Below are 25,137 nucleotides of genomic sequence, written 5' to 3'. Positions count from 1 at the left end.
CCCGTCCACGACCGTCACCGGGCTCGCCGCCTCCACCGCCTACTCCTTCCAGGTCACCGCCACCAACAGCGCCGGCGAGTCCGCCCGCTCCACCGCCGTCACCGCGACCACGACCGGTGGCGGCGGCACCGGCGACGGCCTCCCGCCGCACGCGCTCATCGGCTACCTGCACGCCTCGTTCGCCAACGGCTCCGGCTACACCCGCATGGCGGACGTCCCGGACTCGTGGGACGTCATCAACCTCGCGTTCGGCGAGCCGACGACCGTCACGTCCGGGGACATCCGGTTCAGCCTGTGCCCGCAGACCGAGTGCCCGAACGTCGAGTCGGTCGCGGAGTTCAAGGCCGCCGTCGCTGCCAAGCGCGCGGCGGGGAAGAAGGTGCTCCTGTCGATCGGCGGGCAGAACGGGCAGGTGCAGCTCACGACGACCGCCGCGCGCGACGCGTTCGTCGCGTCGGTGAGCTCGATCATCGACACCTACGGGCTGGACGGGGTCGACATCGACTTCGAGGGACACTCGCTGTCGCTGAACACGGGCGACACGGACTTCCGGAACCCCACCACGCCGGTGATCGTCAACCTCATCTCCGCGCTCAAGACGCTGACGGCCCGCTACGGCGACGAATTCGTGCTGACGATGGCGCCGGAGACCTTCTTCGTCCAGAACGGCTACCAGTTCTACGGCTCCGGGCCGTGGGGCGGTCAGGACCCGCGGTGCGGCGCCTACCTGCCGGTGATCTACGCGCTGCGCGACGACCTGACGCTGCTCCACGTCCAGGACTACAACTCGGGCCCGATCATGGGCCTCGACGACCAGTACCACACCATGGGCGGCGCGGACTTCCACATCGCGATGACCGACATGCTGCTCACCGGCTTCCCCGTCGCGCGCGACACGACGAAGATGTTCCCGGCGCTCCGCCCCGACCAGGTCGCGATCGGTCTGCCGGCGAGCACGCAGGCGGGCAACGGCCACACCGCGCCCGCCCAGGTCAACCAGGCTCTGGACTGCCTCACGAAGGGCACGGGCTGCGGGTCCTACCAGACCCACGGGCGCTGGCCCGGGCTGCGCGGCCTCATGACCTGGTCGATCAACTGGGACCGCTACAACGGCTGGGAGTTCTCCCGGAACTTCGACGCCTACTGGCCCTGACGATCGGCCATGACGGACCGGTCGTGACGGACCGGCGTCCGGGGCCGCGACCCCCGGACGTCGGCCGTCCGCCTCAGTCGTCCCAGCGCACGTCGTGCACGCGGTTCCACCCGATGCCCGCGGCGTCCCAGCGGGGGGCCTGCCGCACGATGCGCGCCTCGAAGTCCTCGACGTCGCGGTCGGCCTGGGCGGTCCAGGCCACCTCGGCGAGCGCGGGCAGGCGGGGGAACGTCATGAAGTCCACGTAGACGTCGACGTCGACGAACTCGTCGGTGCTCGTCGGCAGGTGGGTGAGGCTGTCCGGGTAGGAGCGGTCCGACCACAGGGGCGCCTCGAGCCCGGCGACGCGTCCCGCGACGTCGACCTTCCGCTCCGGGTCGAGGGTCGACGTCAGCTCGGTCTCGGGGTCCCACGAGTACGCGCGCTCGAGATCGATCCGCGCGGCCCACTCGAGCCCGTACGGGGTGAGGTCGTCGTACTTCATGTCGAGGTACGTGCGGTCCGCGGGCGACATGACGAGGTCGGCGCCAGCGGCGAGCGCCGCGCGGACCTCCTGGACGTCCGCGGTCTCCCGCGCGGTCCCGATGAGGCCCCGGTTGCGCTCGCCCACGCCCCAGTACTGGATCAGGCTGCCCTCCGGCAGGGTCGTGCCCTGTGCCCACTGGTGCCAGCCCATGACCGTGCGGCCGTGCCCCGCGACGATCTCGTTCGCCGCCGCGGTGTAGTTCTCGTACCAGCCCTCCGCGGGGCTGGGGGCCTCGTCCCCGCCCAGGTGCACGTACGGACCGGGGTTCTGCGCGACGACGGCGGCGAGGACGGTGTCGAGGTACTCCCGGACCGCCGGCATGTTCTCGTCGCTCGAGCAGATCATGGGGTTGTTCACCTCCGGGCCCCAGTACGGCTCGCCGGGTGTCCCGTCGCAGCGCAGCGACCCGAGGACGGACTGCGCCGCGAGCGTGTGCCCCGGCCCGTCGATCTCGGGGACGACGGTCACGTACCGGTCGGCCGCGTACTCGACGATCCGCGCGTACTCCTCGGGCGTGTAGAACCACGGACCGCCGGTCCCCGGCGGCCAGCCCTCCTGCGTCCGGCCGCCCACCTCGGTGAGCTCCGGCAGGCCGTCGACCGTGAGCCGCCAGCCCTGGTCGTCGGACAGGTGCAGGTGCAGCACGTTGAGCCGGTAGTCCGCGAGGTGGTCGACGAACCGCTGGACGTCCTCGACGGGGGCGAAGCGCCGCGCGACGTCGAGCATCGCGCCGCGGTACGCGTAGCGGGGCTCGTCGGCGATCGTGACCGCCGGCACGTCCCACGCGACGTCGCCGACCGGCCCGGGCGCCTCGACCTCGGGCGGGAGGAGCTGGAGCAGGGTGCGCGTGCCGCGGTACAGGCCCGCGGGCGTCGCGCTGGCGAGCACGACGCCGTCCTCCCCGGCCTCCAGGGTGTACGCCTCGGCAGCGGGGTCGTCGAGCAGGCCGTCGGGGTCCCACGACTCGCCGCCGGGCTCCAGCCGCAGGACCACCGCACCGCTGTCGGCCTCGGGGCCCGTCTCGACCGGGAGGTCGAGCGCCGTGGGCGTGCGCAGCTCCGCCGCGAGCAGCTCGCCGACGTGGACCGCGCCCTCCTGCCCGACGGCGCTGCCCGCTGCCACGTCGACGACGACCCGGGTCCCGTCGTCGAGCACGAAGGGCGCCGCGTCCGAGACCTCGACCGACGCCGGGAGGGGGACGAGCCCGAGCTCCTGCACGGTCGCAGTCGTGCCGGGGGTCGGGGTGCAGCCGGCGAGGATCGCGCTCCCTCCCACCACGACCACGACGAGCATGCCGAGCGTGCGTCGTGTCGTGCGTCCTGTCGTACGCCCCCGCAGATTCATCAGGACCCCTGCCGAACTCGCCGCACGGACGACCGTCGTCCGCACCGCTGCCGACCCTAGCGCTCCCTGGACGGCGTCCGCGAGGTCTTCCGGCACGCGCGGCGCGGACCGGAGAGGTGCCTCGCGACCCCGCAGCGGCGCCGGGAGGAACGCGGCGTCAGGCGGCCTGGACGAACTGCGTGACGGCGTCGGCCACGAGCTGGACCGCGATGGCGGCGAGCAGCAGACCGGCGATGCGGGTCACGAGGATCGTCCCGGAGTCGCCGAGCACGCGGTTGATGACGTTCGCGAAGCGCATGGAGAGCCAGAGGCACACGTGCACCGCGACGACGCCCGCGACGATCGCGACCCACTCCGCGACGCCGCCCCCGCGCTCTCCCGCGCGCTGCACGAAGACCATGGTCGCGACGATCGCGCCGGGGCCGGCGAGGAGCGGCGTCCCGAGCGGCACGAGCGCGACGTTGACGCCCTTGTTGCCCGACGGCTGCGGCTCCTCCATCTTGCCCGTGAGGAGCTCCATCGCGACGAGGAGCAGCAGCAGGCCGCCCGCGGTCTGGAGCGCGGGCAGCGAGATGTGCATGTAGCTGAGGATCTGCTGGCCGAACGCCGCGAACGCCACGATCACGCCGAACGCGACGAGGATCGCCGTGCGCGCCGCCTGGTTGCGCTGCTTGGCACCCATCGCGCTCGTCAGGCCCAGGAACACCGGCACGGTGCCGGGCGGGTCCATGATGACGAACAGGGTGACGAAGACCTCCGTGAAGAGCCGGACGTCGAAGAGCTCGTTCATCGTCCGATCATCGGATCACGTCCAACTGTCCCAGCTCCTCGATCTGCTCCAGCACGGTCGGTGCTGTCGTGTTCTCCCCGAGCCGGTTCGGTTTGCCGGCCCCGTGGTAGTCGCTCGACCCGGTGACGAACAGGCCCAGGGTGCGGGCCAGGTCCTCGAGCCGTGCGCGCTGACGCTCGTCGTGGTCGCGGTGGAACACCTCGAGCCCCGCGAGCCCCGCCGCGGTCATCTCCTCGATCACCGCGTCGGACACGACGCGCCCTCGACCGTCCGCGCCCGGGTGGGCGAAGACGGGCACGCCCCCCGCGGCACGGATACCCCGCACCGCCGCGACGGCGTCGGGCGCGTAGTGGGGCACGTAGTACGGGGTGTCGGTGGCGAGGATCGTCGCGAACGCCGCCGAGCGGTCGGGCGAGAGCCCTGCGGCGACGAGCGCGTCCGCGATGTGCGGCCGCCCGATCGTCGTGCCCTCGACGGTCTGCGCGAGCACATCATCCCACGTGATCGGGTAGTCCTCGGCGATCAGGTCGACCATCCGCCGGGCCCGGCTCGTGCGCGCGTCGCGCGTGCGGTCGAGCTCCGCGAGGAGCGCCGCGTGCGCCGGGTCGTGCAGGTAGGAGAGCAGGTGCACGCTGATGCCGCCCGAGCGGGCCGAGATCTCCGCGCCGCGCACGAGCGCGACGCCGTGGCGCAGCGCGGCGTCCGTCGCCTGCGCCCAGCCGGCGGTCGTGTCGTGGTCCGTGAGCGCGACGACGTCGAGCCCGGCCGCGGCCGCGGCCTCGACGACCTCCCCCGGCGCGTCCGTGCCGTCCGACGCGGTCGAGTGGGTGTGGAGGTCGATGCGCACGGGTCCCAGGATAGTGACGGGACGCCTGGTCGGCGGCACGGGACCCGCACACGATGTGCACACGGGGCGCCACCCCTCCCCACGGCCGTCCCAGGCTGGGGTGCCACAGTCGGGAGCGATGACCCTCTCGACGCACGCCCCCGCCCCCTCCCCCGCCCTCCTCGCCCCGCCCGCCCACCGCACCGACGTGTCCGCCGACGGCTCGGAGCGCCTGCCCGCCGTCGTCTTCGTGCACGGCATGCGCACGTCGGGCGCGATCTGGGACCACCAGGTCGAGCACGTGCGGTCGCTGGGCCACGACGCCGTCGCGGTCGACCTGCCCGCCCACGGCGCCCGCGCGCACGAGCGCTTCACGCTCGACCGGTCCTTCGACGTGATCGACGAGGCCGCCGCCTCGTTCGGGCCGGATCGCCGGGTCGTCCTCGTCGGGCTCTCGCTCGGCGGCTACACGTCGCTCGCCTGGGCGGCCCGCCGCCCGGCGAACCTCGCGGGCGTGGTCGCCGCGGCGTGCACGTCCGACCCCAAGGGGAAGCCGGTCGCGCTCTACCGCGACGTCGCGCGCCTCGTCGTGGCGGGCGGGGGCGCCGTCGGACGTGGAGCCCGCTGGGCGGCGCGCACGAGCGCGAGCGCATGGGGCGCGATCGCCCGGGGCGGGCGCTCGCTCCCGGGCGGTGCGGCGTCGTCGTACGCGCTCACCGGCCCGGCCGACGCGGGCACGCGGGCCCCGGCCGCGCCCGGCTGGCACGTCGTCACCGACGCGCTGACCCAGCTCGCGGGCCGCTCGTGGCTCGCCCACGTGCGCGACGTCGACGTGCCCGTCTGGCTCGTCAACGGCGCCCGCGACCACATGCGCCTCGACGAGCAGCGCTACCTCGCCGCCGCCGCGGACGCCGCGCTCGTCGTCGTGCCCCGCGCCGGTCACGACGTCAACAGCGAGGCCCCCGAGGCGTTCAACCGCGTGCTGGGGCGCGCGCTCGCGGACTTCGGCCGCGTGCGCGGTGCGAGACTGGGGGCATGACCGACGCCACCCCCGTCACGCCCGAGCCCACGTCCGAGACGCCCGACCAGGCCCCCGAGAACGCCGGGGACGGCCAGGACCTGGCCGCGCGCGGGAGCAACCGCTCCCAGCGCCCCGACTCCGACGCGTTCAAGGCCTTCATCACCAGCGGCTGGGCGCCGCGCGCGGAGCTCGACGTCGAGCCCCTGCCCGCCGCTCCCTTCACCGTCGCTCGCCGCGCCGCGCTGTCCGCCCGGTTCCCGGGCGTGCGCCTCGTGGTGCCGGCCGGCCCGCTGAAGACGCGCTCGAACGACACCGACTACCGGTTCCGCCCCCACTCGGCGTTCGCGCACCTGACCGGCTACGGCACCGACCAAGAGCCCGACGCGGTGCTCGTGCTGCACCCCGTGGAGCCGGGCACCGGCGACGGCGGCTCCGACCATCACGCCGTGCTCTACGTGCGCCCGCTCGCCGCGCGCGACACCGAGGAGTTCTACGCCGACTCGCGCTACGGCGAGTTCTGGGTGGGCGCGCGGCCGTCGCTCGACGACGTCACGACCGCCACCGGTGTCGAGGCCCGGCACGTGGACGAGCTGCGCGACGCGCTCGCGAAGGACGTCGGCCCGGGCGGTGTGGCCCTGCTCGTCGTCGCGGGCGCGGACGAGGCCGTCGAGGCGCTCGTCGAGGCGATCCGCGCCGAGGCCGGGCTGGACGACGTCGAGGCGGCCCAGGACGAGCAGCTGACCGAGGCCGAGTGGCTCGCGCGCGCAGAGGCCGCGTACCGCCGCACGGACGCCGCGCTCGTCGAGGCCGTCTCCGAGCTGCGGCTCGTCAAGGACGCCTACGAGGTCGGGCAGATGCGCGAGGCCGTCGCCGCGACGATCGCGGGCTTCGAGGAGGTCGTGCGGAACCTGGCGCGCGCCGTCGAGCACCGGCGCGGCGAGCGCGTCATCGAGACGACGTTCGACGCACGCGCACGCCTCGAGGGAAACACCGTCGGCTACGAGACGATCGCCGCGGCCGGTGAGCACGCCACGACGCTGCACTGGATCCGCAACGACGGCGTCGTGCGCACGGGCGAGCTCGTGCTGCTCGACGCGGGCGTCGAGGTCGACTCGCTCTACACCGCGGACGTCACGCGCACGCTGCCCGTCGACGGCGAGTTCACCGACGTCCAGCGCCGCGTGTACCAGGCCGTGCTCGACGCGGCGGACGCCGCGTTCGCGGTCGCCGTCCCGGGCGCGCGCTTCCGCGACGTCCACGCCGCGGCGATGGAGGTCGTGGCGGCACGCCTGGAGGAGTGGGGGCTGCTCCCCGTGAGCGCGGCCGAGTCGCTCTCGCCCGAGGGCCAGCAGCACCGCCGCTGGATGGTGCACGGCACGAGCCACCACCTCGGCCTGGACGTGCACGACTGCGCGCAGGCGCGCCGCGAGCTCTACCTCGACGGCGTGCTGGAGCCGGGCATGGTCTTCACGATCGAGCCGGGCCTGTACTTCAAGGCGGACGACCTGACGGTCCCGGAGGAGTACCGCGGGATCGGCGTCCGCATCGAGGACGACGTGCTCGTGACGGCGGACGGCAACGAGAACCTCTCGGCCGCGCTCCCCCGCCGCCCGCAGGACGTCGAGGCCTGGATGGCACGCCTGCGCGGCTGAGGCACGGCCCCGCTCGCCGGCGGAAGAACTGGGCTATGGTGGCCCGTTCATCCACCGGCGAGGGGAGGTGAACTCACGTGGCGAAGAGCACCAAGAAGGAAGCATCGTCGACCCTCAAGGAAAAGCGCGCCCAGAAGCGCGAGAGGGCTGCCGAGACCGCCGTGAAGTCGCGGAAGCGCTAGCGAGCGCTTCCGGCGAGGGGCCGGCCGACGGACGACGACGTCCGGCGGCCGGCCCTCGTCGTCATTCCGTCAGGCGGGGCGCTCGGGCTGGTCGGGCTGCTGTGCGCCGGGGGCGGGCTGCGCGTCGGGCCGGGTGTCGGGCTGCGCGTCGGGCCGGGTGTCGGGCTGCGCGTCGGCCGGCTGGTCCGACGTCGGGCGCATGGCGCCGTAACGCGGCTCCCCCGTCGGCGTGGTCCAGCGGGGGTCGGGGGTCCGGGCCGGCGGCGCCGCCGGCGGCGGGGGCGCGGTGGCGCCCGACGGCGGCTCGGGCGCCGGCGCGGTCGGTGCGGGGGTCGCGGGAGGGGTGGTCGCTCCGGGCGTGCCCCACGTCGGGTTCGCCGGGGCGGCCGGCGCACGGACCCCGCCCGCGCCCTCCGGCATCCGCGACAGGAGCTGGCGCGCGTCGCCCGCGCGCTCGGGTGCGCAGAGGATCCCGTACGACGACGCGACGATCTGGCTCTGCGAGGTGAAGTCGCGCTTGCCCTGCGTGAGCGCGTACGACAGCACCGAGAAGAGCAGGCCGAACCCGGCGCCGATCCCGATGGCGGTGAGGACGAACCCGCCCTGCCCGGAGAACATGAAGAGCAGCAGGCCGACGAAGAGGCCGAACCACGCTCCGGAGGCCGCGCCCGCGATCGCGACGCGCCCGTACGTGAGCCGCCCCGTCACGCGCTCGACCATCTTGAGGTCCGTGCCGACGATCGTCACCAGCTCGACCGCGAACTTGTTGTCCGAGAGGAAGTCGACCGCCTTCTGCGCCTCGAGGTAGGTCGCGTACGACGCGATCTCCTCACCACGGGGCGGGGTGGGGACACGGGGGACGGCACCCGGGCGTGACATGCTCATTCGCCCAGTCTGTCCTACTCGTGCGGACCGCGCGAGGGCCGGGTCCCCGCGCGTCCGCCGTTCCGGGTCGCCGGGCGACGCCACCCACCGGAGGAACGCGCGGCGGCCGGGGCGCGTGCGTAGGCTGGCCGCGTGAGCGCAGCCACCACCGTCTTCGTCGCGCGCCTGGCCGGGACCAGCGTGTTCGACCCCATCGGCGACCAGGTCGGACGGGTGCGGGACGTCGTCGTGCTCATCCGGCCCAAGGGCGCGCCCCGCGCCGTGGGCCTCGTCGTCGAGGTGCCCGGGCGTCGCCGGGTCTTCCTCCCGCTCACGCGCGTCACGAGCATCGACGCCGGACAGGTCATCTCCACGGGCCTGGTGAACATGCGGCGGTTCGAGCAGCGCGCGATGGAGACGCTCGCGGTGAGCGAGCTGCTGGAGCGCACGGTCGAGCTCGTCGACGGGTCGGGCTCGGCGACGATCGAGGACCTCGCGATCGAGCGCCAGCGCACGGGCGACTGGCTCGTCACCAAGCTGTACGTGCGGCGCAGGTCCCAGCACAAGGGGACCCTCGGGCTGCGTCGGCGGGGCGACGCGATCGTCGTGGACGTGGGCGCGGTCACCGGCCTCGCGGGCGGCACCGAGGCGCAGGGGGCCGCCATGCTCCTCGCCGCCTACGACGACCTCAAGCCGGCCGACCTCGCCGACGTCATCCACGACCTGGGCGACACGCGCCGCCTCGAGGTCGCGGGCGCGCTCGACAACGAGCGCCTCGCCGACGTCCTGGAGGAGCTGCCGGAGGACGACCAGGTCGCGATCCTCTCCGGCCTCGACACCGACCGCGCCGCGGACGTCCTCGAGGCGATGCAGCCCGACGACGCGGCGGACCTGCTGCACGAGCTCCCCGAGGCGCAGGCCGCCCAGCTCCTCGAGCTCATGGAGCCGGAGGAGGCGCGCGACGTGCGCCGCCTGCTCGCCTACGCGGAGGACACGGCGGGCGGCCTCATGACCTCCGAGCCGGTCGTGCTCGGCCCGGAGACGACCATCGCCACCGCGCTCGCGCAGATCCGGCGCAAGGACCTGGCCCCCGCGCTCGCGTCGATGGTGTTCGTCGCACGCCCCCCGCTCGAGACGCCGACGGGCCGGTTCCTCGGGGTCGCGCACTTCCAGCGGCTGCTGCGCGAGCCCCCGCACGCCGCCGTCGGCTCGGTGCTCGACTCCGACGTCGAGGGCGTCGCGCCCGACGCCCCGCTGGGCCGCGTCACGCGCATCCTCGCGACGTACGACCTCCTGTGCGTCCCCGTGCTCGACGCGGAGAAGCGCCTGCTCGGCGCGATCAGCGTCGACGACGTGCTCGACCACATGCTGCCGGACGACTGGCGCGAGACCGACGACGACGTGGACACGGCGCAGGCCCGTGCCGCGCTCGCGCCCGGGTCGTTGCCTGCCCGCCCCACCGGTCGCGGCGGCGCGGCGGGGGTGGCCCGTGGCTGACCGCCTCGACACGCCGAAGAGCGCGCGCCGCTCCCTCATCCCGCGGGTCAAGGTCGACCAGGACGCGGTCGGCCGCGCGACCGAGGGCATCGCCCGGTTCCTGGGCACGCCCCGGTTCCTCGTCTACCTCACCGCGTTCTGCGCGGTGTGGATCATCTGGAACTCGTGGGGTCCGGAGGGCCTGCGGTTCGACTCCGCAGAGTTCGGGTTCACCGCGCTCACGCTCATGCTCTCGCTCCAGGCGTCGTACGCCGCGCCGCTCATCCTGCTCGCGCAGAACCGTCAGGACGACCGCGACCGCGTCACCGCCGAGCAGGACCGCCAGCGCGCCGAGCGCAACCTCGCGGACACCGAGTACCTCGCACGCGAGATGGCCGCCCTGCGCATCGCGCTGAGCGAGGTGGCCACGCGCGACTTCGTCCGCTCGGAGATCCGCAACCTGCTCGAGGAGCTGGAGGAGAAGTCGGCCCGCCCGGCCGACGACGAGGCCGCCGACCGCTGACCCCGAGGTCGATCCCGCGACCCGCTACTGCGTGCCCTCGGCCGCCACGCGGCGCAGGCGCTCGACGAGCGCCGGGTCGCCCTCGACGGCCAGGCCGTCGGCCGGGCCACGGCCCCACAGCCACAGGTCGAGCGCCCACGCGGGGCCCGAGACCTGCGTCGTGGTCGAGCCGGGCAGGTCGACGAGCTGCGCGACGTCGAGGTCGTACGCGGTGCCTGACTCCGGGCCCGTCCCGGTGAAGCGCCCGAACGCGAGGTCCCAGCTCCGGGGCCGCTCCCCGAACCCGTCCACGACGACGGACACCGTCGCGCCGTCGGGCGTGAACACGCCCCAGCCGGGCACGCCGTCGACCATGACCGACAGCACCTCGTCGACGCCGTCCGCCGCGACGTCCGGGTCGGCGGGGGTGACGTCCCGGCCGGCCGTGAGCTCGGCGTCCGCGCGGTGGATCAGCGCCTCGTGCGCCTGCCGGCGCACGACCCAGCCGACGTGCCGGCCGTCGTCGTGCCACGACCAGCACGGCTCCCCGGGGTCCCGACCCGTGAGGGCGGCGACGAGCCGGCTCGTCGAGCGCTGCAGCAGCGCGGGCAGCTCCGCGTCCGACGAGGGCCGCGCGAGCGGGGCGACGTCGTCGCCGTCGAGACCGTGCCCGGGGGACGGCCCGACGACGCGCGCCCAGAAGTCCTGCACCTCCGCGAGGTGGTAGAGCAGGTCCGCGCCGGTCCACTCGGGGCACGACGGCACGCGCGCGTCCGGGGGCGCGCTGCGCACGGCGTCGCCGAACAGCTCGCTGTCCCGCGCGAGGGAGGCCAGGGCGTCCATCCGTGCACGGTAGACCCGTTCGGCGCACCACGTCGTGCGATGCGGCTCACGTCCGTCCCGGGACCTAGGGCCCGGCGGACGGTGCCGCGGGCGCGCCTACGATGGGTCCATGCCCGACCCTGTTGCAGACCCGCTCGAGCACGCCGTCCGGCAGGCCCTCACCGCGGTCCTCGACCCGGAGATCCGCCGCCCCGTCACGGACCTCGGCATGATCCGCTCGGTCGCGGTCGCACCCGGTGCGCCCGGCGCGGTCGTGACGGTGGGCGTGGACCTCACGGTCGCGACGTGCCCGATGCGCGACACCCTCACGCGCGACGTCGACGCCGCCGTGCGCGCGGTCGACGGCGTGGCGGACGTGCGCGTGGACCTGGGCGTCATGAGCGCGGAGCAGCGCGCGGAGCTGCGCACGATGCTGCGCGGCGGCGTGGGCGAGCCCGAGATCCCCTTCGCGAAGCCAGGGTCGCTGACCAAGGTCTACGCGATCGCGTCCGGCAAGGGCGGGGTGGGCAAGTCGTCCGTCACGGCGAACCTCGCGGTCGCGCTCGCGGCCCAGGGTCTCGAGGTCGGCGTCGTCGACGCGGACATCTACGGGTTCTCCATCCCGCGCATGCTCGGCGTCGACAGGCAGCCCACGCGCGTCGACAACATGCTCCTGCCACCGATCGCGCACGGCGTGAAGGTCGTCTCGATCGGCATGTTCGTCCCGCCCGGCCAGCCGGTCGTGTGGCGCGGACCGATGCTGCACCGCGCCCTCCAGCAGTTCCTCGCGGACGTCTTCTGGGGCGACCTCGACGTGCTGCTCCTCGACCTGCCGCCCGGGACGGGCGACATCGCGATCTCCGTGGCGCAGCTCCTGCCGGGCAGCGAGATCGTCGTCGTCACGACGCCGCAGGTCGCGGCCGCCGAGGTCGCGGAGCGCGCGGGCTCCGTCGCCACGCAGACGCAGCAGGGCGTGGTCGGCGTCGTCGAGAACATGTCGTGGCTCGAGCAGCCCGACGGGTCGCGCCTGGAGGTCTTCGGGTCCGGCGGGGGCGAGCGCGTCGCCGCGAACCTGTCCCGCGCCACGGGGACCGACGTCCCGCTCCTCGGCCAGGTCCCGCTCGACGTCTCGCTGCGCGAGGCGGGCGACGGCGGCACCCCCGTGGTCCTCGCCGACCCGGGTTCGGCCGCGGCCGTGGCGCTGCGCGACGTCGCGCTCGGGCTCGCGCGCCGACCGCGCGGCCTCGCCGGGCGATCGCTCGGGGTCACGGTCGTCTGACGCCCCTCACGCCGGGTCCGCACGAGCCCCGGCCGTGCGCCGTGCGGCGGTGTCTCGCAGGACCCCTGTCTTTTCTCCGTGCCACGGTATAGTCTCGCCCGCATCTCGTCAGGGGGACGGCCGTGGGGCCGGTGAGGGGGATCGTGCCGTGGCGTCGTCGCCGCTCCGCCGTGCCCTCGCGGGGTTCATCGCCTCCCCCGCGTCCCGCCGGAGCCTGCTCCACCCGTTACCGGTCGGTGACCCCACGGTGGAGAGATCTCGACAGAACTCCTCCCCAGGGATGACGACGTCCCCTCGCCTCGCCCCCTAGCCTCGGGCCGGGCGTCCGCGCGCCCGCCGCCAGCAGCGCTCGCTCGCCGTCCGCCACCGTCGTCCCGTCACCGTCGCTCAGGAGCCCGCACGTGGGTATCACCCGCCGGATCGTCTTCCCCGCCCTCCGCATCGTCGTCTGGGGGGTCATCGCCGCCGCGCTCGCCGTGATCGCGTTCCGCTCGGCGCCCGAGGCGCCCGTCGACCCGGCGGCCCCCTCCGCCGAGCTCGTCGAGCCCCGCGTGGCCGTGACCACGGGCGACGTCACCAACACCGTGACCCTGACCGGGCAGATCGTCGCCGACCCGGCCGCGCCGCAGAAGGTCACGCAGCGCGGCGTCGTCACGGCGGTGCACGCCAAGCCCGGCGACGTCGTCGAGGCCGGAGCGCCGCTGCTCGAGGTGACCCTCACCGAGCCGCAGGAGCCGCTGACGAAGACCGACCCCGAGACCGGCGAGGTCACGGTCACGGAGCGCCGGCCGAAGGTGACGAAGGAGACCGTGAAGGCCACGACCGCCGGCACGGTCGCGACGTTCACCGCCCTGAAGGACCAGGAGGTCGCGGTCGGGGAGGACTTCGCGTCGGTCTCCCCCGGGACGCTCTCCGTCACGGGCAGCATGGTCGCCGAGCAGCAGTTCCGCCTGCTCCAGATCCCGACCGAGGCGACGGTCACCGTCACCGGGGGCCCGGCGCCGTTCACGTGCACCAACCTGCGCATGGGCGCGGCCGCCGCTCCCGCCGGGACGCCCGAGGAGGGCGCGACCGATCCCGCCGCGGGCGCGTCCTCGGCGAGCGTCACGTGCGCCGTCCCGGGCGACGTCACCGTCTTCGCCGGGCTTGCGGCCGAGCTCGAGATCACCGCCGGCTCGGTCGAGGGCGCCCTCGTCGTCCCCGTGACCGCGGTGCTCGGCCGGGTCGAGCAGGGCAAGGTGTGGGTCGTCGGTGCCGACGGAGAGCCCGAGGAGCGCGCCGTCACGCTCGGCCTCACCGACGGCAGCGTCGTCCAGGTCACCGAGGGTCTCGCCGAGGGCGACGAGGTCCTCGAGTTCGTGCCGGGCCAGGACGTCGTGCCGGTCGTCGACCCCATGACCGGCGAGGTGATCGGGGGATGAGCCTCCTGGAGCTGAGCGGGGTCGCCCGCTCCGTCCTCCTCCCCGACGACCGCGAGCTGGAGATCCTGCGCGGCATCGACCTCACCGTCGACGCCGGGGAGCACGTCTCGATCGTCGGGCGGTCGGGGACCGGCAAGTCCACCCTGCTCAACATCCTCGGGCTCCTCGACACCCCGACGGGCGGTGAGTACCTGCTCGACGGCGTCCCCATCGGCCGGCTCTCCGGGCGCGCCCGGGCGCGGCGCCGCGGCACGGACTTCGGGTTCGTGTTCCAGCAGTTCAACCTGCTCCAGGGCCGCACGGCGCTCGAGAACGTCGTCGCGCCGCTGCTGTACGCGCGCGGACGGCAGTTCTGGCAGCGCAGGACGCTGGCCGCGGAGATGCTGGACCGGGTCGGGCTCGGCGACCGCCTCGACACCCGCCCGGAGAAGCTCTCGGGCGGCGAGCAGCAGCGCGTCGCCATCGCCCGTGCGCTCGTGCGCGTGCCCCGCGTGATCCTCGCCGACGAGCCCACGGGCGCTCTCGACGTCGACACCGGCAGCGAGGTCATGGACCTGCTCGACACCATCGCGCGCGAGAACGGGTCGGCCCTCATCGCCATCACGCACGACCTCGCGGTCGCGTCGCGCGCGGCCCGGCAGTTCCGGCTCGCCGACGGCGTGCTCACCCCGATCGCCATCAGCGCGCGCAGCGCCGGGTCGCTCGCGTCGCTCGACGCCCCGGGCGCGCATCCCGGGGCCCAGGACGCCGCGGTGCCCTACGGGCCCGGGGCGCACGGTGCCGCCGCGCCCGCGCTGGAGGCCGGCGACGACCAGGCGGAGCACGTCGCCCGCCCGCTGGTCGCCTCGCACGGCGCGTCCCCGCGGACGGGGGGCGCCGCGTGACCGGGATCGTCGGCGCCGTCCTCGAGGCGTGGGACGAGCTGCGGGTCCACAAGGTCCGCGTCCTGCTCGCGCTCGTCGGCGTCGCGGTCGCGGTCTGCGCGATCACGGCCATCTCCGCCGCCGGGGAGATGCTGCGCCAGGTCTCCGCCGAGCAGAACGACCGCTGGGGCGGTCGCGCCGCGACCCTCCAGGTGACGGCCTGGCCGACGGGCGAGGGCGGGAGCGTCATGCCCGGGCCCGAGGAGTACGAGCGGGTGTTCGACGAGGTCGTCGAGCGCTACGCGATCGGCTACTCATCGATGCTGCGCGACGCGCCCGCCCCCGTCCGCTTCCCCGACGGCACGCGCGAGGTCTACACGACCGGCGTCGAGGCCGACTGGGCCACGATGCACCGCTTCGAGGTGACGTCGGGGCGGTGGTTCACCGACGCGGACGCCGACCGCCTCGCGCCCGCGCTCGTCGTCAACCAGGCGTTCCTCGACGCGCTCGGCGGCGTGACCGTGGCGGAGCACCCGACCGTCACGATCGGGGGCGACAACCCGGTGGTCGCGACCGTCGTCGGGGCGTTCCCGGACGACTGGCCGCAGGCCGAGCCGCAGGCCTACGTCCTCGTCGACGCCCAGACGGCCTGGGTCACCCCGGAGTCGCTGGAGATGACCGGCCCGCCGCGGCTCGAGCTGTGGGTCCCCGACGAGCTCGCCGACGGCCTCGTCGAGGCGATCCAGCGCGACGTCTCCGGTGCGATCAGCGGCACGCAGGCCGAGGTCTACCGGTCGGACTCGGCGAGCTACGGCGTCGTCGACGGCGCGATCCGCTGGGTCGTGCTCGGCGTCAGCGTGATCGCGCTCCTGCTCGGCGGGCTCGGGCTGGTCAACATCGCGCTCGTCACCGTGCGGTACCGGATCCGCGAGATCGGGATCCGCCGGAGCTTCGGGGCGAGCTCGGGCCGCGTCTTCTTCTCCGTGATGATGGAGAGCGTCGTCGCGACCACCGTCGCGGGCGTGCTGGGCGTGACCGTCGCGGTCGTCGCGCTGCACAACCTCCCGCTCGACGTGCTCATGGGCTCGGCCGTCCAGGACGCTCCCGGATTCCCGTTCTCCGCCGCGGTGACCGGGATGCTCGCCGCCGTCGGGATCGGCGCGCTCGCGGGCCTCCTCCCGGCGCTCGTCGCCGTCCGCGTCAAGGTGATCGACGCCATCCGCTACTGACCGACCGTCACGACGACGTCCGACGTGCTCGACCGCTCCGCCCACAGCCAGGAACACCAGACAGGGGATGCAGGACATGACACGACGACTCACGGCTCGCGCCACCACCACCGCGATGGTGCTGGGGGGTGCGCTCCTGCTCGGGGCGTGCTCGTCGGGCGCCGACCCGTCGACCTCCGAGGCGGACAGCCCGCTGACCGCCTTCTTCGAGGACGTCTACGGGGACTGGGACGAGGAGAAGATGCAGGCGGAGCAGCGGGAGATCGAGGAGGCGACCGCCCGCTGCATGACCGAGCAGGGGTTCGAGTACCAGCCGGTCGACCAGACCGGGATGAGCTTCACCTCCGAGGAGGACGAGGAGCGCGACCCGGAGCAGTACGCGGCGGAGTACGGGTACGGCTTCACCCTCTACGAGGAGCCGTCCGCGGAGGAGCAGGCGGAGATGGACGCCTGGGTCGACCCGAACCAGGAGTACGTAGAGGCCATGTCCGAGTCGGAGCAGAACGCCTACTACGAGGCGCTCTACGGCGACATGGCGAGCATGGAGTACGACGAGGACGAGGAGATGCCGGAGTACGACCCGTCGACGGCCGGCTGCCAGGGTGCCGCGCAGGAGGAGGTCTACGGCGACCAGAACGCCCTCTGGGAGAGCGAGGAGATGACGGCGTTCAACGACGCGACGACCCAGCTCTACGAGGACATCGCCGCGGACCCGCGCCTCAAGGAGGTCGACACCGCGTGGGCCGGGTGCATGGCTGACGCGGGCTTCACCGGCTACGCCTCCCCGCAGGAGGCGATGGACGACATGATGGAGCGCTCGAACGCGCTGTGGGAGGGTTCCGACCCGGAGGGACCGAGCGAGGAGACCCTCGAGGCGGCCAAGACCCTCGAGCGGGACACCGCCGTCGCCGACGCGGCCTGCCAGAAGGAGGTCGGCTATCAGGAGGTGCACCTGGACGTCCAGGTCGACCTCGAGACGACCTTCGTCGAAGAGCACCAGGCGGAGCTGGAGACGATCCGCGACCTCATGGCGGAGTCCCAGCAGTGAGCGTGGACGACACCCGGCTCCTCGACCCGGCGACGGAGGACCCCGCGGAGCCGGACCCGCAGGACGGCCGCGGGCGCCGTCGGCTCTCCCTGACGGGGCACCGCCTGGTGTGGTTCGTCGCGGGCGTCGCCGTCCTCAGCCTGGTGGCCGGCATCGTGCTCAGCCGGCTCGTCGTCTCGCCCGCCCAGGCGGCCGCCGACGCCGAGCCCCCCGAGGCCGGCCTCATCACCGTCCCCGTGGAGCGGCGGACGCTCGCCAACGACGTGACGCTGCGCGCGGACGCGACCTACGACGACGCGGTGTCGGTCAAGATCGAGACCGGCGACCTGGGCGGCCCCGCGGTCGTCACGGGTCAGGTCCCCGAGGTCGGCGCCGAGCTGGGCGCGGCGGGCGTCGCCCTGGAGATCGCGGGGCGCCCCGTGATCGTGCTCCCGGGCGAGCTCCCGGCGTACCGGTCGCTGCGCGTGGGGGTGTCCGGCCCCGACGTGCTCCAGCTCAAGGCGGCGCTGGGCGCCGTGGGCATCGATCCCGGGCGCGCCGACAGCGACCTGTACGACGCCGCGACGGCCACCGCCGTCGAGAAGCTCTACGCGCAGGTCGGCTATCCGGCGCCGTCGGCCGCGGAGGAGGCCGCGCTCGCGGTGACGAGCGCGCGCGAGGGTGTGCGAGGGGCCGAGGACGCGCTCGACGGGGCGCGCGCCGCCCTGTCTGCGGCGCAGACCGGGGCGACCGACGTGGAGAAGCTGCAGGCCGACAACGCCGTGCGCGCGGCGGAGCGCGCGGTAGCCGCGGCCCAGGCCGAGGGTGGCGACGTCGCGGGCGCGCAGGACGAGCTCCGGCTCGCCCAGGCGCAGCGGGCCGAGCTCGACCGGCCGCGCCAGACCGCGGCGGAGAGCGCGGGCGTCGAGTCGGCGCGGCGTCAGCTCGCCGACGCGCAGGAGGCCCTCGAGGACGCGCGGACGCAGACCCTCACGGCACTGCCGGCGAGCGAGGTCCTCTTCCTCGCCGGCCTGCCTCGCCGCGTGGACGAGGTGCAGGTCGAGCGGGGCAGCACGATCGAAGGGCCGGTCATGTCCGTGTCCGGGGCGACGCTCGTGCTCGAGGCGTCCGCGGCGGCGTCCGACGCCGAGCTGCTGGAGGTGGGTGCCGCCGCGACGCTCACGCTGCCGGACGACTCCGAGGCGACGGCGACCGTGACGGCGGTCGAGCCCGCGTCGGCCGCGAAGGACGGCGAGGGCGAGGAGAAGGAGGGCGGGGCAGGTCGCTACACGGTCACGCTGACGCCCGACGCCCTCACGCCCGAGCAGGTCACCGCCCTGCAGGGCCAGAACGTGCGCATCCGCGTCCCGGTCAGCTCGACAGGGGGCGAGGTGCTCGCCGTCCCGCTCGCGGCGCTCACCGCGGGGCCGGGGGGCGAGTCGCGCGTCGAGGTCCGGCGTGGGTCGGGCGCTGACGCGACGACCGAGCTCGTGGACGTCGAGACCGGGCTCGCGGCGGAGGGCTTCGTCGAGATCGTCTCGGCGGACGGCGAGCTCGACGAGGGCGACCTGGTGGTGGTCGGCGAGTGACCTGGACCGAGCTGGGGCTCCCGGGGACCGACCCCGGCGGCGGCCCTGACGCGGTACCTCCGGGGGCGCCCGGCGGAACGGGGTCGAGCGGCGCGGTGCCGAGCGCCGCGACCGACGGTACCGACGTCGGGAGCGTCCCCGCGGCCGTGGTCGACCTCGTCGACGTGTCGCGCAGCTTCCCGGGTCCGCCCCGGGTGGAGGCGCTGCGAGAGGTGAGCCTGCGCGTGGACCCCGGCGAGTACGTGTCGATCATCGGCCCCTCGGGCTCGGGCAAGTCCACGCTGCTCAACATCCTGGGCCTCCTCGACCGCCCGACGTCGGGCGAGTACCTGCTCGACGGCATCCCGACCGGGAGCGCGTCCGAGTCTGCGCGCTCCGGCCTGCGCGGCGGGCGGATCGGCTTCGTCTTCCAGTCCTTCCACCTGCTGCCGCGCCGCACGGTCCTCGACAACGTCCTGCTCGCGACCCTGTACAGCGGCGTGCCGCGCGGGGAGCGGGAAGAGCGGGCCCGCACGGCGCTCGACCGCGTGCACCTGACGCACCGGACGACGTTCCACCCCACGACGCTCTCGGGCGGCGAGCGCCAGCGCGTCGCTGTGGCCCGGGCGATCGTCGCCGCGCCGCACCTGCTGCTCGCGGACGAGCCCACGGGCAACCTCGACTCCACCAACTCGGCGGAGGTCATGGACCTGTTCGACGAGCTCCACGCCGACGGGCTCACGCTGGCCGTCATCACGCACGACCCGGTCGTGTCCGCGCGCGCCCAGCGGCGCGTGCGGATCGCGGACGGCCGGCTCGAGGAGCTGGACCGGTGACGGCGCCGTGGGACCGGGTCCGCCACGCCCGCCGACGGGGCGCGGACCGCCCGGGGCGCGACGTCCCGCTGCGCGTGCGCGGGCGCGACCGCTTCGGCGCACGCGACCTGTTCTCCGAGGCGGCGCACGGGATCGCCGCGCGGCCCGGCCGGCTCCTGCTCACGGTCCTCGGGACCGTGCTGGGCATCGCGTCCGTCGTCGTGACGGTCGGCCTCGCGCAGACGGCCGCGGGGCAGATCAGCAAGCAGTTCGACGCGGTCGCGGCGACGCAGGTCGTCGTCGAGCCGAAGACGACGACGCTCATGTCGGGCGAGGAGCGCGCCGTCGCGCAGCTCCCGTGGGACGGCCCCGAGCGCGTCCTGCGCCTCGCGGGCGTCGAGGAGGCGGGAGCCGTCGCGGCCGTCGACGTCGGGGGTGTCACCGTCACCGCGGTGCCTGTGAACGACCCGTCGGTCGCGGCCCAGGCGAGCCCGGGCGTCGTCGCCGCGACGCCGGGGCTCCTGGGCGCCGTGCGCGGCGACGTCGTCACGGGCCGGTTCTTCGACGCCGGGCACGACGCGCGCGCCGACCGTGTCGCGGTCCTCGGGGCCCGGGCGGCCGAGCGGCTCGGGATCAACCGGGTGGACCGTCAGCCGTCGGTGTTCGTGGGCGAGCGGTCGTACACGGTGATGGGGATCGTCGACGACGTGCAGCGCCGTACCGACCTGCTGGACGCCGTGATCCTCCCGGCCGGCACGGCGCGCGCCGACTTCGGGGTCGGCGCCCCGGAGGAGCTGCAGCTGCGGATCGCGACGGGCGCGGGGAGCGTCGTGGCCCGGCAGGCGCCCGTCGCGCTGGACCCCAACGCCCCGGACGGCTTCGTGGTCAAGGCGCCCACGTCGGGCTCGTCGCTGCGGGAGAACGTCCAGGCCGACGTCAACGCGATCTTCCTCGCGCTCGGCGGCATCGCGCTCCTCGTCGGCGGGGTGGGGATCGCCAACATCACCCTGCTGTCCGTCATGGAGCGGGTGGGCGAGATCGGCCTGCGGCGTGCGCTGGGGGCGACCCGGCGTGACATCGGCGCGCAGTTCGTCGTGGAGTCGGTCGTCGTCGGGCTGCTGGGCGGCCTCGTCGGGGCCGCGCTGGGCGTGCTGGCGGTCGTCGTCGTCTCGGTGGTGCAGGAGTGGACACCGATCCTCGACGTCCGCATGGCCCTGGGGGCGGCGCTCCTCGGCGGCGTGGTCGGCCTCCTCGCCGGCACCTATCCTGCGCTCAAGGCCGCCGCGATCGAGCCGATCGCCGCGCTGCGCGGCGGGACCTGACCGCGCGGGCCGCCCGGTCCGGACGATCTCCTGGCCGGGCGGCCCGGCCACCTCGGTGGCCTCGGACCGCGCTCCCCGCGCGACGCGATGTTTGGTCGTGTTCGATCGTGTTGGATTTCTCGGCGATGTGGACAATACTGGTCGCATGCTCGCCTCACAGCGCCAGGAGCGCATCCTCGCGGAGATCCGGGACCACGGCGCGGTCCGCATCGGCGACCTGACCCGGGAGCTCGGGGTGTCGGACATGACGATCCGGCGCGACCTCGTCGAGCTCGCCGACCAGGGCCTCGTCCGCAAGGTCCACGGGGGCGCCGTCGCCCCGCACACCACGGCGCACGAGCCGGGCTTCGCCGCCAAGAGCTCGCGCGAGGCCGCGGAGAAGGAGGCCATCGCGACGGCCGCCGCGCGCCTCATCACCGCCAACGCCTCGGTCGCGCTCAGCGCCGGCACGACGACGCACCTGCTCGCCGCCCGCATCGCCGCGGACCCCGCGCTGCGCCCCCTGACGGTCGTCACGAACTCCCTCCCCGTCGCCGAGATCCTGCACCGGGCGAACGACCCGCGCCTGGAGACGATCCTCACCGGCGGCAGCCGCACCCCGTCCGACGCGCTCGTCGGCCCGCTCGCGGAGGCCGCGCTCGCCGGCCTGCGCGTCGACCTCGCGTTCGTCGGCGCGCACGGCGTGGACACGGAGATCGGGCTCACGACCCCGAACCTGGACGAGGCCGCGACCAACCGCGCGCTCATCGAGTCCGCGGGCCGCACCGTCGTCCTCGCCGACCACACGAAGTGGCACACGACCGGCCTGCGCGTCTTCGCGACGTTCGCCGACGTGGACGTCCTCATCACCGACGCCGGGCTCGCGGAGGACGAGCGCGCCCGGGTCCAGGACCTCGTCGAGCAGCTCGTCGTCGCTTGACGGCGTGCCGTTGCCGCCTCTCCCTCACCGCACCGCGATCGGAACCGCACGCATGAACCCGCACCTGCGCCGCACCTCGACCCGCCTCGCCGACGGCCGCGAGCTCGTCTACTTCGACGACTCGCCCGCGTACGTCTCGGGTGAGCGCTCACGTCGGCTCGACGACCCGCGGCCGCTGCCCGACCGGTTCGCCCCGGTCCCCGGCCCCGACGGGACGCCGCGACCGTACGTCGGCCCCGAGATGCGCCGCGACCCGCTCACGGGCGACTGGGTCCCGCTCGCCGCGCACCGGATGAACCGCACGTTCCTCCCCGCCGCCGACTCGTGCCCGCTGTGCCCCGCGCGTCCCGGCGCCGCCTACTCCGACGGCGAGGTCCCCGACACCGACTACGACGTCGTCGTCTTCGAGAACCGCTTCCCGTCGCTGCAGCGCGTGCCCGGGGTCGAGGACGCCGTCGTCGAGGACGCGCCGCTCCGGCTCCACGCGCCGGCCGCGGGCCGGTGCGAGGTCGTGTGCTTCTCGAGCGACCACCGCACGTCGTTCGGCGCGCTCTCGCCCCAGCGCGTGCGCACGATCATCGACGCGTGGGCCGACCGCACCGCCGTCCTCGGGGCAGAGCCGGGCGTGGAGCAGGTCTTCTGCTTCGAGAACCGCGGGCAGGAGATCGGCGTCACGCTGCACCACCCGCACGGGCAGATCTACGGCTACCCGTACGTCACGCCCCGCACGCGCGCGCTGCTCGACGAGGCGCGCGAGCACCACCGCCGCACGGGCCGCAACCTGCTGCGCGACGTCCTCGACTCCGAGCTCGCGGACGGGCGCCGCGTCGTACTCGAGACCGAGCACTGGGTCGCCTACGTGCCGTTCGCGGCGCGCTGGCCCGTCGAGGTCCACCTGGCCCCGCGACGCGACGTGCCCGACCTGCCGGCGCTCACCGACGCCGAGCGCGACGACCTCGCGACGGCGTACCTCGAGCTCCTGCGCCGCCTCGACCGGTTCTTCGAGACGGCCGACGGCGCCCCCATCCCGCTCCCCTACATCGCCGCGTGGCACCAGGCCCCGGCGCGCGAGGGCCGCTCCGTCGCGGACGGCGGGACGGACGACGTGACACTCGCCCGGCTGCACCTGCAGGTCTTCTCCGTCCTGCGCGCTCCGGGCAAGCTCAAGTACCTCGCCGGCTCGGAGTCGGGCATGGGTGCGTGGATCAGCGACACGACCCCCGAGCGGATCGCGGCGCGGCTCCAGGAGCTCGCGCCGTCCAGCGCCGCGCGCGGGTGGGTCCGCTCGTGGTCCGACGACGACGGTGCGGCCCGGGCTCGCGCGGTCTTCGCCACCGCGTTCGGCGTCGACGCGGCCGAGCCCCGTGCCGGTGGCGAGACCGCCGGCGAGCGCGAGGACGACGTCCACGTCTGGGCGGCGCCCGGCCGCGTCAACCTCATCGGCGAGCACACCGACTACAACGCGGGTCTGTGCCTGCCGGTCGCGCTCCCCCACCGCACCTACGTCGCGCTGCGCCCGCGGACCGACTCGCTGGTCCGCCTGGCGTCCGCGCAGGCGCCCGGTGAGACGTGGACGACGACGCTGGAGGACGTCGCCCCGGGCTCGGTCTCCGGGTGGGGCTCGTACGTCGCCGGCGTCGCCTGGGCGCTGCGCCAGCACCTCGTCGCGCAGGGCGCCGACCCCGACGCGATCACGGGCTTCGACGCGGCGGTGGACTCGAGCGTGCCGTTCGGCGCCGGGCTCTCCTCGTCGGCCGCGCTGGAGTGCGCGGTCGCGGTCGCGCTCGACGACGTCGCCGGGCTGGGCCTGGCCGCGACCGACGCGGGCCGTGCCGGCCTGGCCGCTGCGAGCATCCGCGCCGAGAACGAGATCGCGGGAGCCCCGACGGGCGGCATGGACCAGTCCGCGTCCCTGCGCGCGACCGCCGGGCACGCGCTGCTCCTCGACTGCCGCCCCGGCCTCGACCCCGTCGAGTCCGCCGAGCAGGTGCCGTTCGACCTCGACGCCGCGGGCCTCGCCCTGCTCGTCGTCGACACGCGCGCCGAGCACCGGCTCGTCGACGGCCAGTACGCGGCGCGGCGCGCCACGTGCGAGGACGCCGCCCGCGCCCTCGGGCTGGACTCCCTGCGCGAGCTCGCCGACGACGTCGCCACGAGCGACGACCCCGCTGGCACCCTCGCCGTCGCCCTGGAGAAGCTGCCCGACGACGTCGCACGCCGCCGCGTGCGCCACGTCGTCACGGAGATCGGCCGCGTGCGCGACCTCGTCGCGCTCCTCCGCGACGGCCGACCCGACGCGGTCGGGCCGCTCATGAACGCGTCGCACGCGTCGCTGCGCGACGACTACGAGGTCTCGAGCGTCGAGCTCGACGTCGCCGTGGACGCCGCGCGCGTGGCCGGTGCCCTCGGCGCGCGCATGACCGGCGGGGGGTTCGGCGGCTCCGCGATCGCGCTCGTCCGCGCCGACCAGGTCGAGCTCGTGGCGGACGCCGTCCGCGCCGCGTTCGAGCGCGAGGGCCTCGGCGCCCCCGGCTTCCTCCTCGCGACGCCGTCCGCGCCGGCCGAGCGCGTCGCCTGACCCGACACGACCTCACACACCGCCCAGCGCGACACGACGGTCGTCACGTGCCGCACGACGACCCTCGTGTCGTGCTCGGCGGGACCGGGACGTCCTAGAGGTCGTACGTGACGACGAGCGGCGCGTGGTCGCTCCAGCGCTCGTCGTGCGACGGCGCGCGGTCGACCTCGACCTTGACGGCGCGCTCGGCGAGCGACGGCGTGGCGAGCTGGTAGTCGATGCGCCAGCCCGAGTCGTTGTCGAACGCGCGACCCCGCCACGACCACCACGTGAACGGGCCGGGGCCCTCTCCGCCGTGGACGCGGCCGAGGTCGACGAGGCCGACCTGGTCGAGCCAGGTGTCGACGTGCGCGCGCTCCTCCGGGAGGAAGCCGGCGCTCTTGAGGTTGCCACGCCAGTTCTTGATGTCGACGTTGTGGTGCGCGATGTTGAGGTCTCCCGCCAGGACCACCTTCTCCCCCGTGGCCGCGAGCTCGCGCAGGCGCGCGGTGACCTTCTCGAGGTAGGCGTACTTCGCGACCATCGTCTCCGGCTGGCTGACGGTGCCGGAGTGGATGTACGCGGAGATCACGGTGAGGCGACCGCCGTCGGGCAGCTCGAGGCCCGCCTCGACCCAGCGGCCCGTGTCGACGGGCGGCTCCGGCTCGCCGGCACCCAGCCCGATGCGCACCGCCGAGACGGGGAGCCGCGACGCGACGGCGACGCCGGCGCGGCCCTTGATGTCGCACGCCTGGTGCGCGACGTGCCACCCCTCGAGGAGGTCGTTGACGATCGAGTCGGGGGCGCGGACCTCCTGGAGCAGGAGGACGTCGGGCGTCCGGGACGCGATCCAGGCGTCCATCCCGCGGCGGTAGGCGGCACGGATGCCGTTGACGTTGGCGGTGGCGATGGTGTGCAAACGGCACTCTCCTCGGGGGGTGACCAGGCAAGGAGACCATCATGCCGTCCGCGACACCCC

Annotated in this window: 21 protein-coding genes and 1 pseudogene; 16 read left to right on the top strand and 6 right to left on the bottom strand. The window is 74.7% G+C overall.

Features of this window, described 5'->3' with window-relative positions; translation table 11 throughout:
• Positions 1-1,153, top strand: a 1,153-nt coding sequence (locus NF338_RS16520; protein WP_264031788.1) for a chitinase, incomplete at its 5' end; no start/stop codon positions are given.
• Between the two features lie 73 nt (positions 1,154-1,226).
• Here the strand turns inward: NF338_RS16520 and NF338_RS16515 are convergent.
• The 3 genes from NF338_RS16515 to NF338_RS16505 form a co-directional block, all read right to left on the bottom strand.
• On the bottom strand, positions 1,227-3,023 hold the full coding sequence (locus NF338_RS16515) for a beta-N-acetylhexosaminidase (protein WP_264031787.1): 1,797 nt from the start codon (positions 3,021-3,023) through the stop codon (positions 1,227-1,229).
• Positions 3,024-3,180: 157 nt separating this feature from the next.
• Positions 3,181-3,813: a MarC family protein gene (locus NF338_RS16510; RefSeq protein ID WP_047234782.1), complete on the bottom strand. Its 633-nt coding sequence runs from the start codon at positions 3,811-3,813 to the stop codon at positions 3,181-3,183.
• A 7-nt stretch (positions 3,814-3,820) separates the two neighbouring features.
• Positions 3,821-4,660 (bottom strand): PHP domain-containing protein, encoded by an 840-nt coding sequence (locus NF338_RS16505; RefSeq protein WP_264031786.1) that lies wholly within the window; start codon positions 4,658-4,660, stop codon positions 3,821-3,823.
• Between the two features lie 118 nt (positions 4,661-4,778).
• On the opposite strand from NF338_RS16505, the gene NF338_RS16500 reads away from it, so the two are divergent.
• Together NF338_RS16500 and NF338_RS16495 are read left to right on the top strand one after the other, a co-directional pair.
• Positions 4,779-5,678: an alpha/beta fold hydrolase gene (locus NF338_RS16500; RefSeq protein ID WP_264031785.1), complete on the top strand. Its 900-nt coding sequence runs from the start codon at positions 4,779-4,781 to the stop codon at positions 5,676-5,678.
• Positions 5,675-7,312 carry an aminopeptidase P family protein gene (locus NF338_RS16495; protein WP_264031784.1) on the top strand — a complete coding sequence of 546 codons (1,638 nt, stop codon included), beginning with the start codon at positions 5,675-5,677 and terminating at the stop codon, positions 7,310-7,312. Before NF338_RS16500 ends, NF338_RS16495 begins: the two co-directional genes overlap by 4 nt.
• 251 nt (positions 7,313-7,563) lie before the next feature.
• Here NF338_RS16495 and NF338_RS16490 read toward each other — a convergent pair whose 3' ends face one another.
• Positions 7,564-8,379, bottom strand: coding sequence for a general stress protein (locus NF338_RS16490; protein WP_264031783.1), 816 nt, complete (start codon positions 8,377-8,379; stop codon positions 7,564-7,566).
• 132 nt (positions 8,380-8,511) lie between these two features.
• Here NF338_RS16490 and NF338_RS16485 point away from each other — a divergent pair, with 132 nt between their 5' ends.
• Both NF338_RS16485 and NF338_RS16480 read left to right on the top strand, forming a co-directional pair.
• Positions 8,512-9,855 carry a magnesium transporter MgtE N-terminal domain-containing protein gene (locus NF338_RS16485; RefSeq protein WP_264031782.1) on the top strand — a complete coding sequence of 448 codons (1,344 nt, stop codon included), beginning with the start codon at positions 8,512-8,514 and terminating at the stop codon, positions 9,853-9,855.
• Positions 9,848-10,357 carry a DUF1003 domain-containing protein gene (locus NF338_RS16480; RefSeq protein ID WP_264031781.1) on the top strand — a complete coding sequence of 170 codons (510 nt, stop codon included), beginning with the start codon at positions 9,848-9,850 and terminating at the stop codon, positions 10,355-10,357. The genes NF338_RS16485 and NF338_RS16480 overlap by 8 nt, the downstream gene beginning before the upstream one ends.
• 24 nt (positions 10,358-10,381) lie before the next feature.
• On the opposite strand, the gene NF338_RS16475 is transcribed toward NF338_RS16480, so the two are convergent.
• Positions 10,382-11,179 carry a maleylpyruvate isomerase family mycothiol-dependent enzyme gene (locus tag NF338_RS16475; protein WP_264031780.1) on the bottom strand — a complete coding sequence of 266 codons (798 nt, stop codon included), beginning with the start codon at positions 11,177-11,179 and terminating at the stop codon, positions 10,382-10,384.
• A 109-nt stretch (positions 11,180-11,288) separates the two neighbouring features.
• Between NF338_RS16475 and NF338_RS16470 the strand changes: the two genes are divergently transcribed.
• From NF338_RS16470 to galK, 11 genes and pseudogenes are all read left to right on the top strand, one after another.
• Positions 11,289-12,437, top strand: a complete 1,149-nt coding sequence (locus NF338_RS16470; RefSeq protein WP_264031779.1) for an Mrp/NBP35 family ATP-binding protein — start codon at positions 11,289-11,291, stop codon at positions 12,435-12,437.
• Positions 12,438-12,838: 401 nt separating this feature from the next.
• The gene (locus tag NF338_RS16465; protein WP_264031778.1) at positions 12,839-13,858 is read left to right on the top strand and encodes an efflux RND transporter periplasmic adaptor subunit; all 1,020 of its coding nucleotides are present in this window, start codon (positions 12,839-12,841) and stop codon (positions 13,856-13,858) included.
• Entirely contained in the window at positions 13,855-14,742 is an 888-nt protein-coding gene (locus tag NF338_RS16460; protein WP_264031776.1) for an ABC transporter ATP-binding protein, read from the top strand. The genes NF338_RS16465 and NF338_RS16460 overlap by 4 nt, the downstream gene beginning before the upstream one ends.
• Positions 14,739-15,950: an ABC transporter permease gene (locus NF338_RS16455; protein ID WP_264031775.1), complete on the top strand. Its 1,212-nt coding sequence runs from the start codon at positions 14,739-14,741 to the stop codon at positions 15,948-15,950. Before NF338_RS16460 ends, NF338_RS16455 begins: the two co-directional genes overlap by 4 nt.
• A gap of 76 nt (positions 15,951-16,026) precedes the next feature.
• Positions 16,027-16,998, top strand: coding sequence for a hypothetical protein (locus NF338_RS16450; protein ID WP_264031774.1), 972 nt, complete (start codon positions 16,027-16,029; stop codon positions 16,996-16,998).
• A 2-nt stretch (positions 16,999-17,000) separates the two neighbouring features.
• Positions 17,001-18,566: a hypothetical protein gene (locus NF338_RS16445; protein WP_264031773.1), complete on the top strand. Its 1,566-nt coding sequence runs from the start codon at positions 17,001-17,003 to the stop codon at positions 18,564-18,566.
• 95 nt (positions 18,567-18,661) lie between these two features.
• A complete protein-coding gene (locus NF338_RS16440) occupies positions 18,662-19,381 on the top strand; it encodes an ABC transporter ATP-binding protein (RefSeq protein WP_264031947.1) in 720 nt (239 codons plus the stop codon).
• Between the two features lie 68 nt (positions 19,382-19,449).
• Positions 19,450-20,682, top strand: a complete 1,233-nt coding sequence (locus NF338_RS16435; protein ID WP_264031946.1) for an ABC transporter permease — start codon at positions 19,450-19,452, stop codon at positions 20,680-20,682.
• 145 nt (positions 20,683-20,827) lie between these two features.
• Positions 20,828-21,601 carry a DeoR/GlpR family DNA-binding transcription regulator gene (locus NF338_RS16430; protein ID WP_204540410.1) on the top strand — a complete coding sequence of 258 codons (774 nt, stop codon included), beginning with the start codon at positions 20,828-20,830 and terminating at the stop codon, positions 21,599-21,601.
• Between the two features lie 52 nt (positions 21,602-21,653).
• Positions 21,654-22,856: pseudogene (gene galT, locus NF338_RS16425) on the top strand (galactose-1-phosphate uridylyltransferase); the annotation flags it as partial.
• Positions 22,830-24,179 carry a galactokinase gene (gene galK / locus NF338_RS16420; RefSeq protein ID WP_264031945.1) on the top strand — a complete coding sequence of 450 codons (1,350 nt, stop codon included), beginning with the start codon at positions 22,830-22,832 and terminating at the stop codon, positions 24,177-24,179. The pseudogene galT and the gene galK, both read left to right, overlap by 27 nt.
• A gap of 94 nt (positions 24,180-24,273) precedes the next feature.
• On the opposite strand, the gene NF338_RS16415 is transcribed toward galK, so the two are convergent.
• The gene (locus NF338_RS16415) at positions 24,274-25,077 is read right to left on the bottom strand and encodes an exodeoxyribonuclease III (RefSeq protein WP_264031772.1); all 804 of its coding nucleotides are present in this window, start codon (positions 25,075-25,077) and stop codon (positions 24,274-24,276) included.
• Positions 25,078-25,137 lie beyond the last annotated feature (60 nt).

The organism is Cellulosimicrobium sp. SH8, from assembly GCF_025818875.1.
Taxonomy (GTDB): domain Bacteria; phylum Actinomycetota; class Actinomycetes; order Actinomycetales; family Cellulomonadaceae; genus Cellulosimicrobium; species Cellulosimicrobium cellulans_D.
This window is presented reverse-complemented; position numbering and strand designations above follow the sequence as displayed.

Bases quoted from the DNA above. Each gene is read 5' to 3' on its own strand.
- NF338_RS16515 (WP_264031787.1), bottom strand. From the start codon at position 3,023: ATGAATCTGCGGGGGCGTACGACAGGACGCACGACACGACGCACGCTC.
- NF338_RS16510 (WP_047234782.1), bottom strand. From the start codon at position 3,813: ATGAACGAGCTCTTCGACGTCCGGCTCTTCACGGAGGTCTTCGTCACC.
- NF338_RS16500 (WP_264031785.1), top strand. From the start codon at position 4,779: ATGACCCTCTCGACGCACGCCCCCGCCCCCTCCCCCGCCCTCCTCGCC.
- NF338_RS16495 (WP_264031784.1), top strand. From the start codon at position 5,675: ATGACCGACGCCACCCCCGTCACGCCCGAGCCCACGTCCGAGACGCCC.
- NF338_RS16490 (WP_264031783.1), bottom strand. From the start codon at position 8,379: ATGAGCATGTCACGCCCGGGTGCCGTCCCCCGTGTCCCCACCCCGCCC.
- NF338_RS16475 (WP_264031780.1), bottom strand. From the start codon at position 11,179: ATGGACGCCCTGGCCTCCCTCGCGCGGGACAGCGAGCTGTTCGGCGAC.
- NF338_RS16470 (WP_264031779.1), top strand. From the start codon at position 11,289: ATGCCCGACCCTGTTGCAGACCCGCTCGAGCACGCCGTCCGGCAGGCC.
- NF338_RS16460 (WP_264031776.1), top strand. From the start codon at position 13,855: ATGAGCCTCCTGGAGCTGAGCGGGGTCGCCCGCTCCGTCCTCCTCCCC.
- NF338_RS16450 (WP_264031774.1), top strand. From the start codon at position 16,027: ATGACACGACGACTCACGGCTCGCGCCACCACCACCGCGATGGTGCTG.
- NF338_RS16430 (WP_204540410.1), top strand. From the start codon at position 20,828: ATGCTCGCCTCACAGCGCCAGGAGCGCATCCTCGCGGAGATCCGGGAC.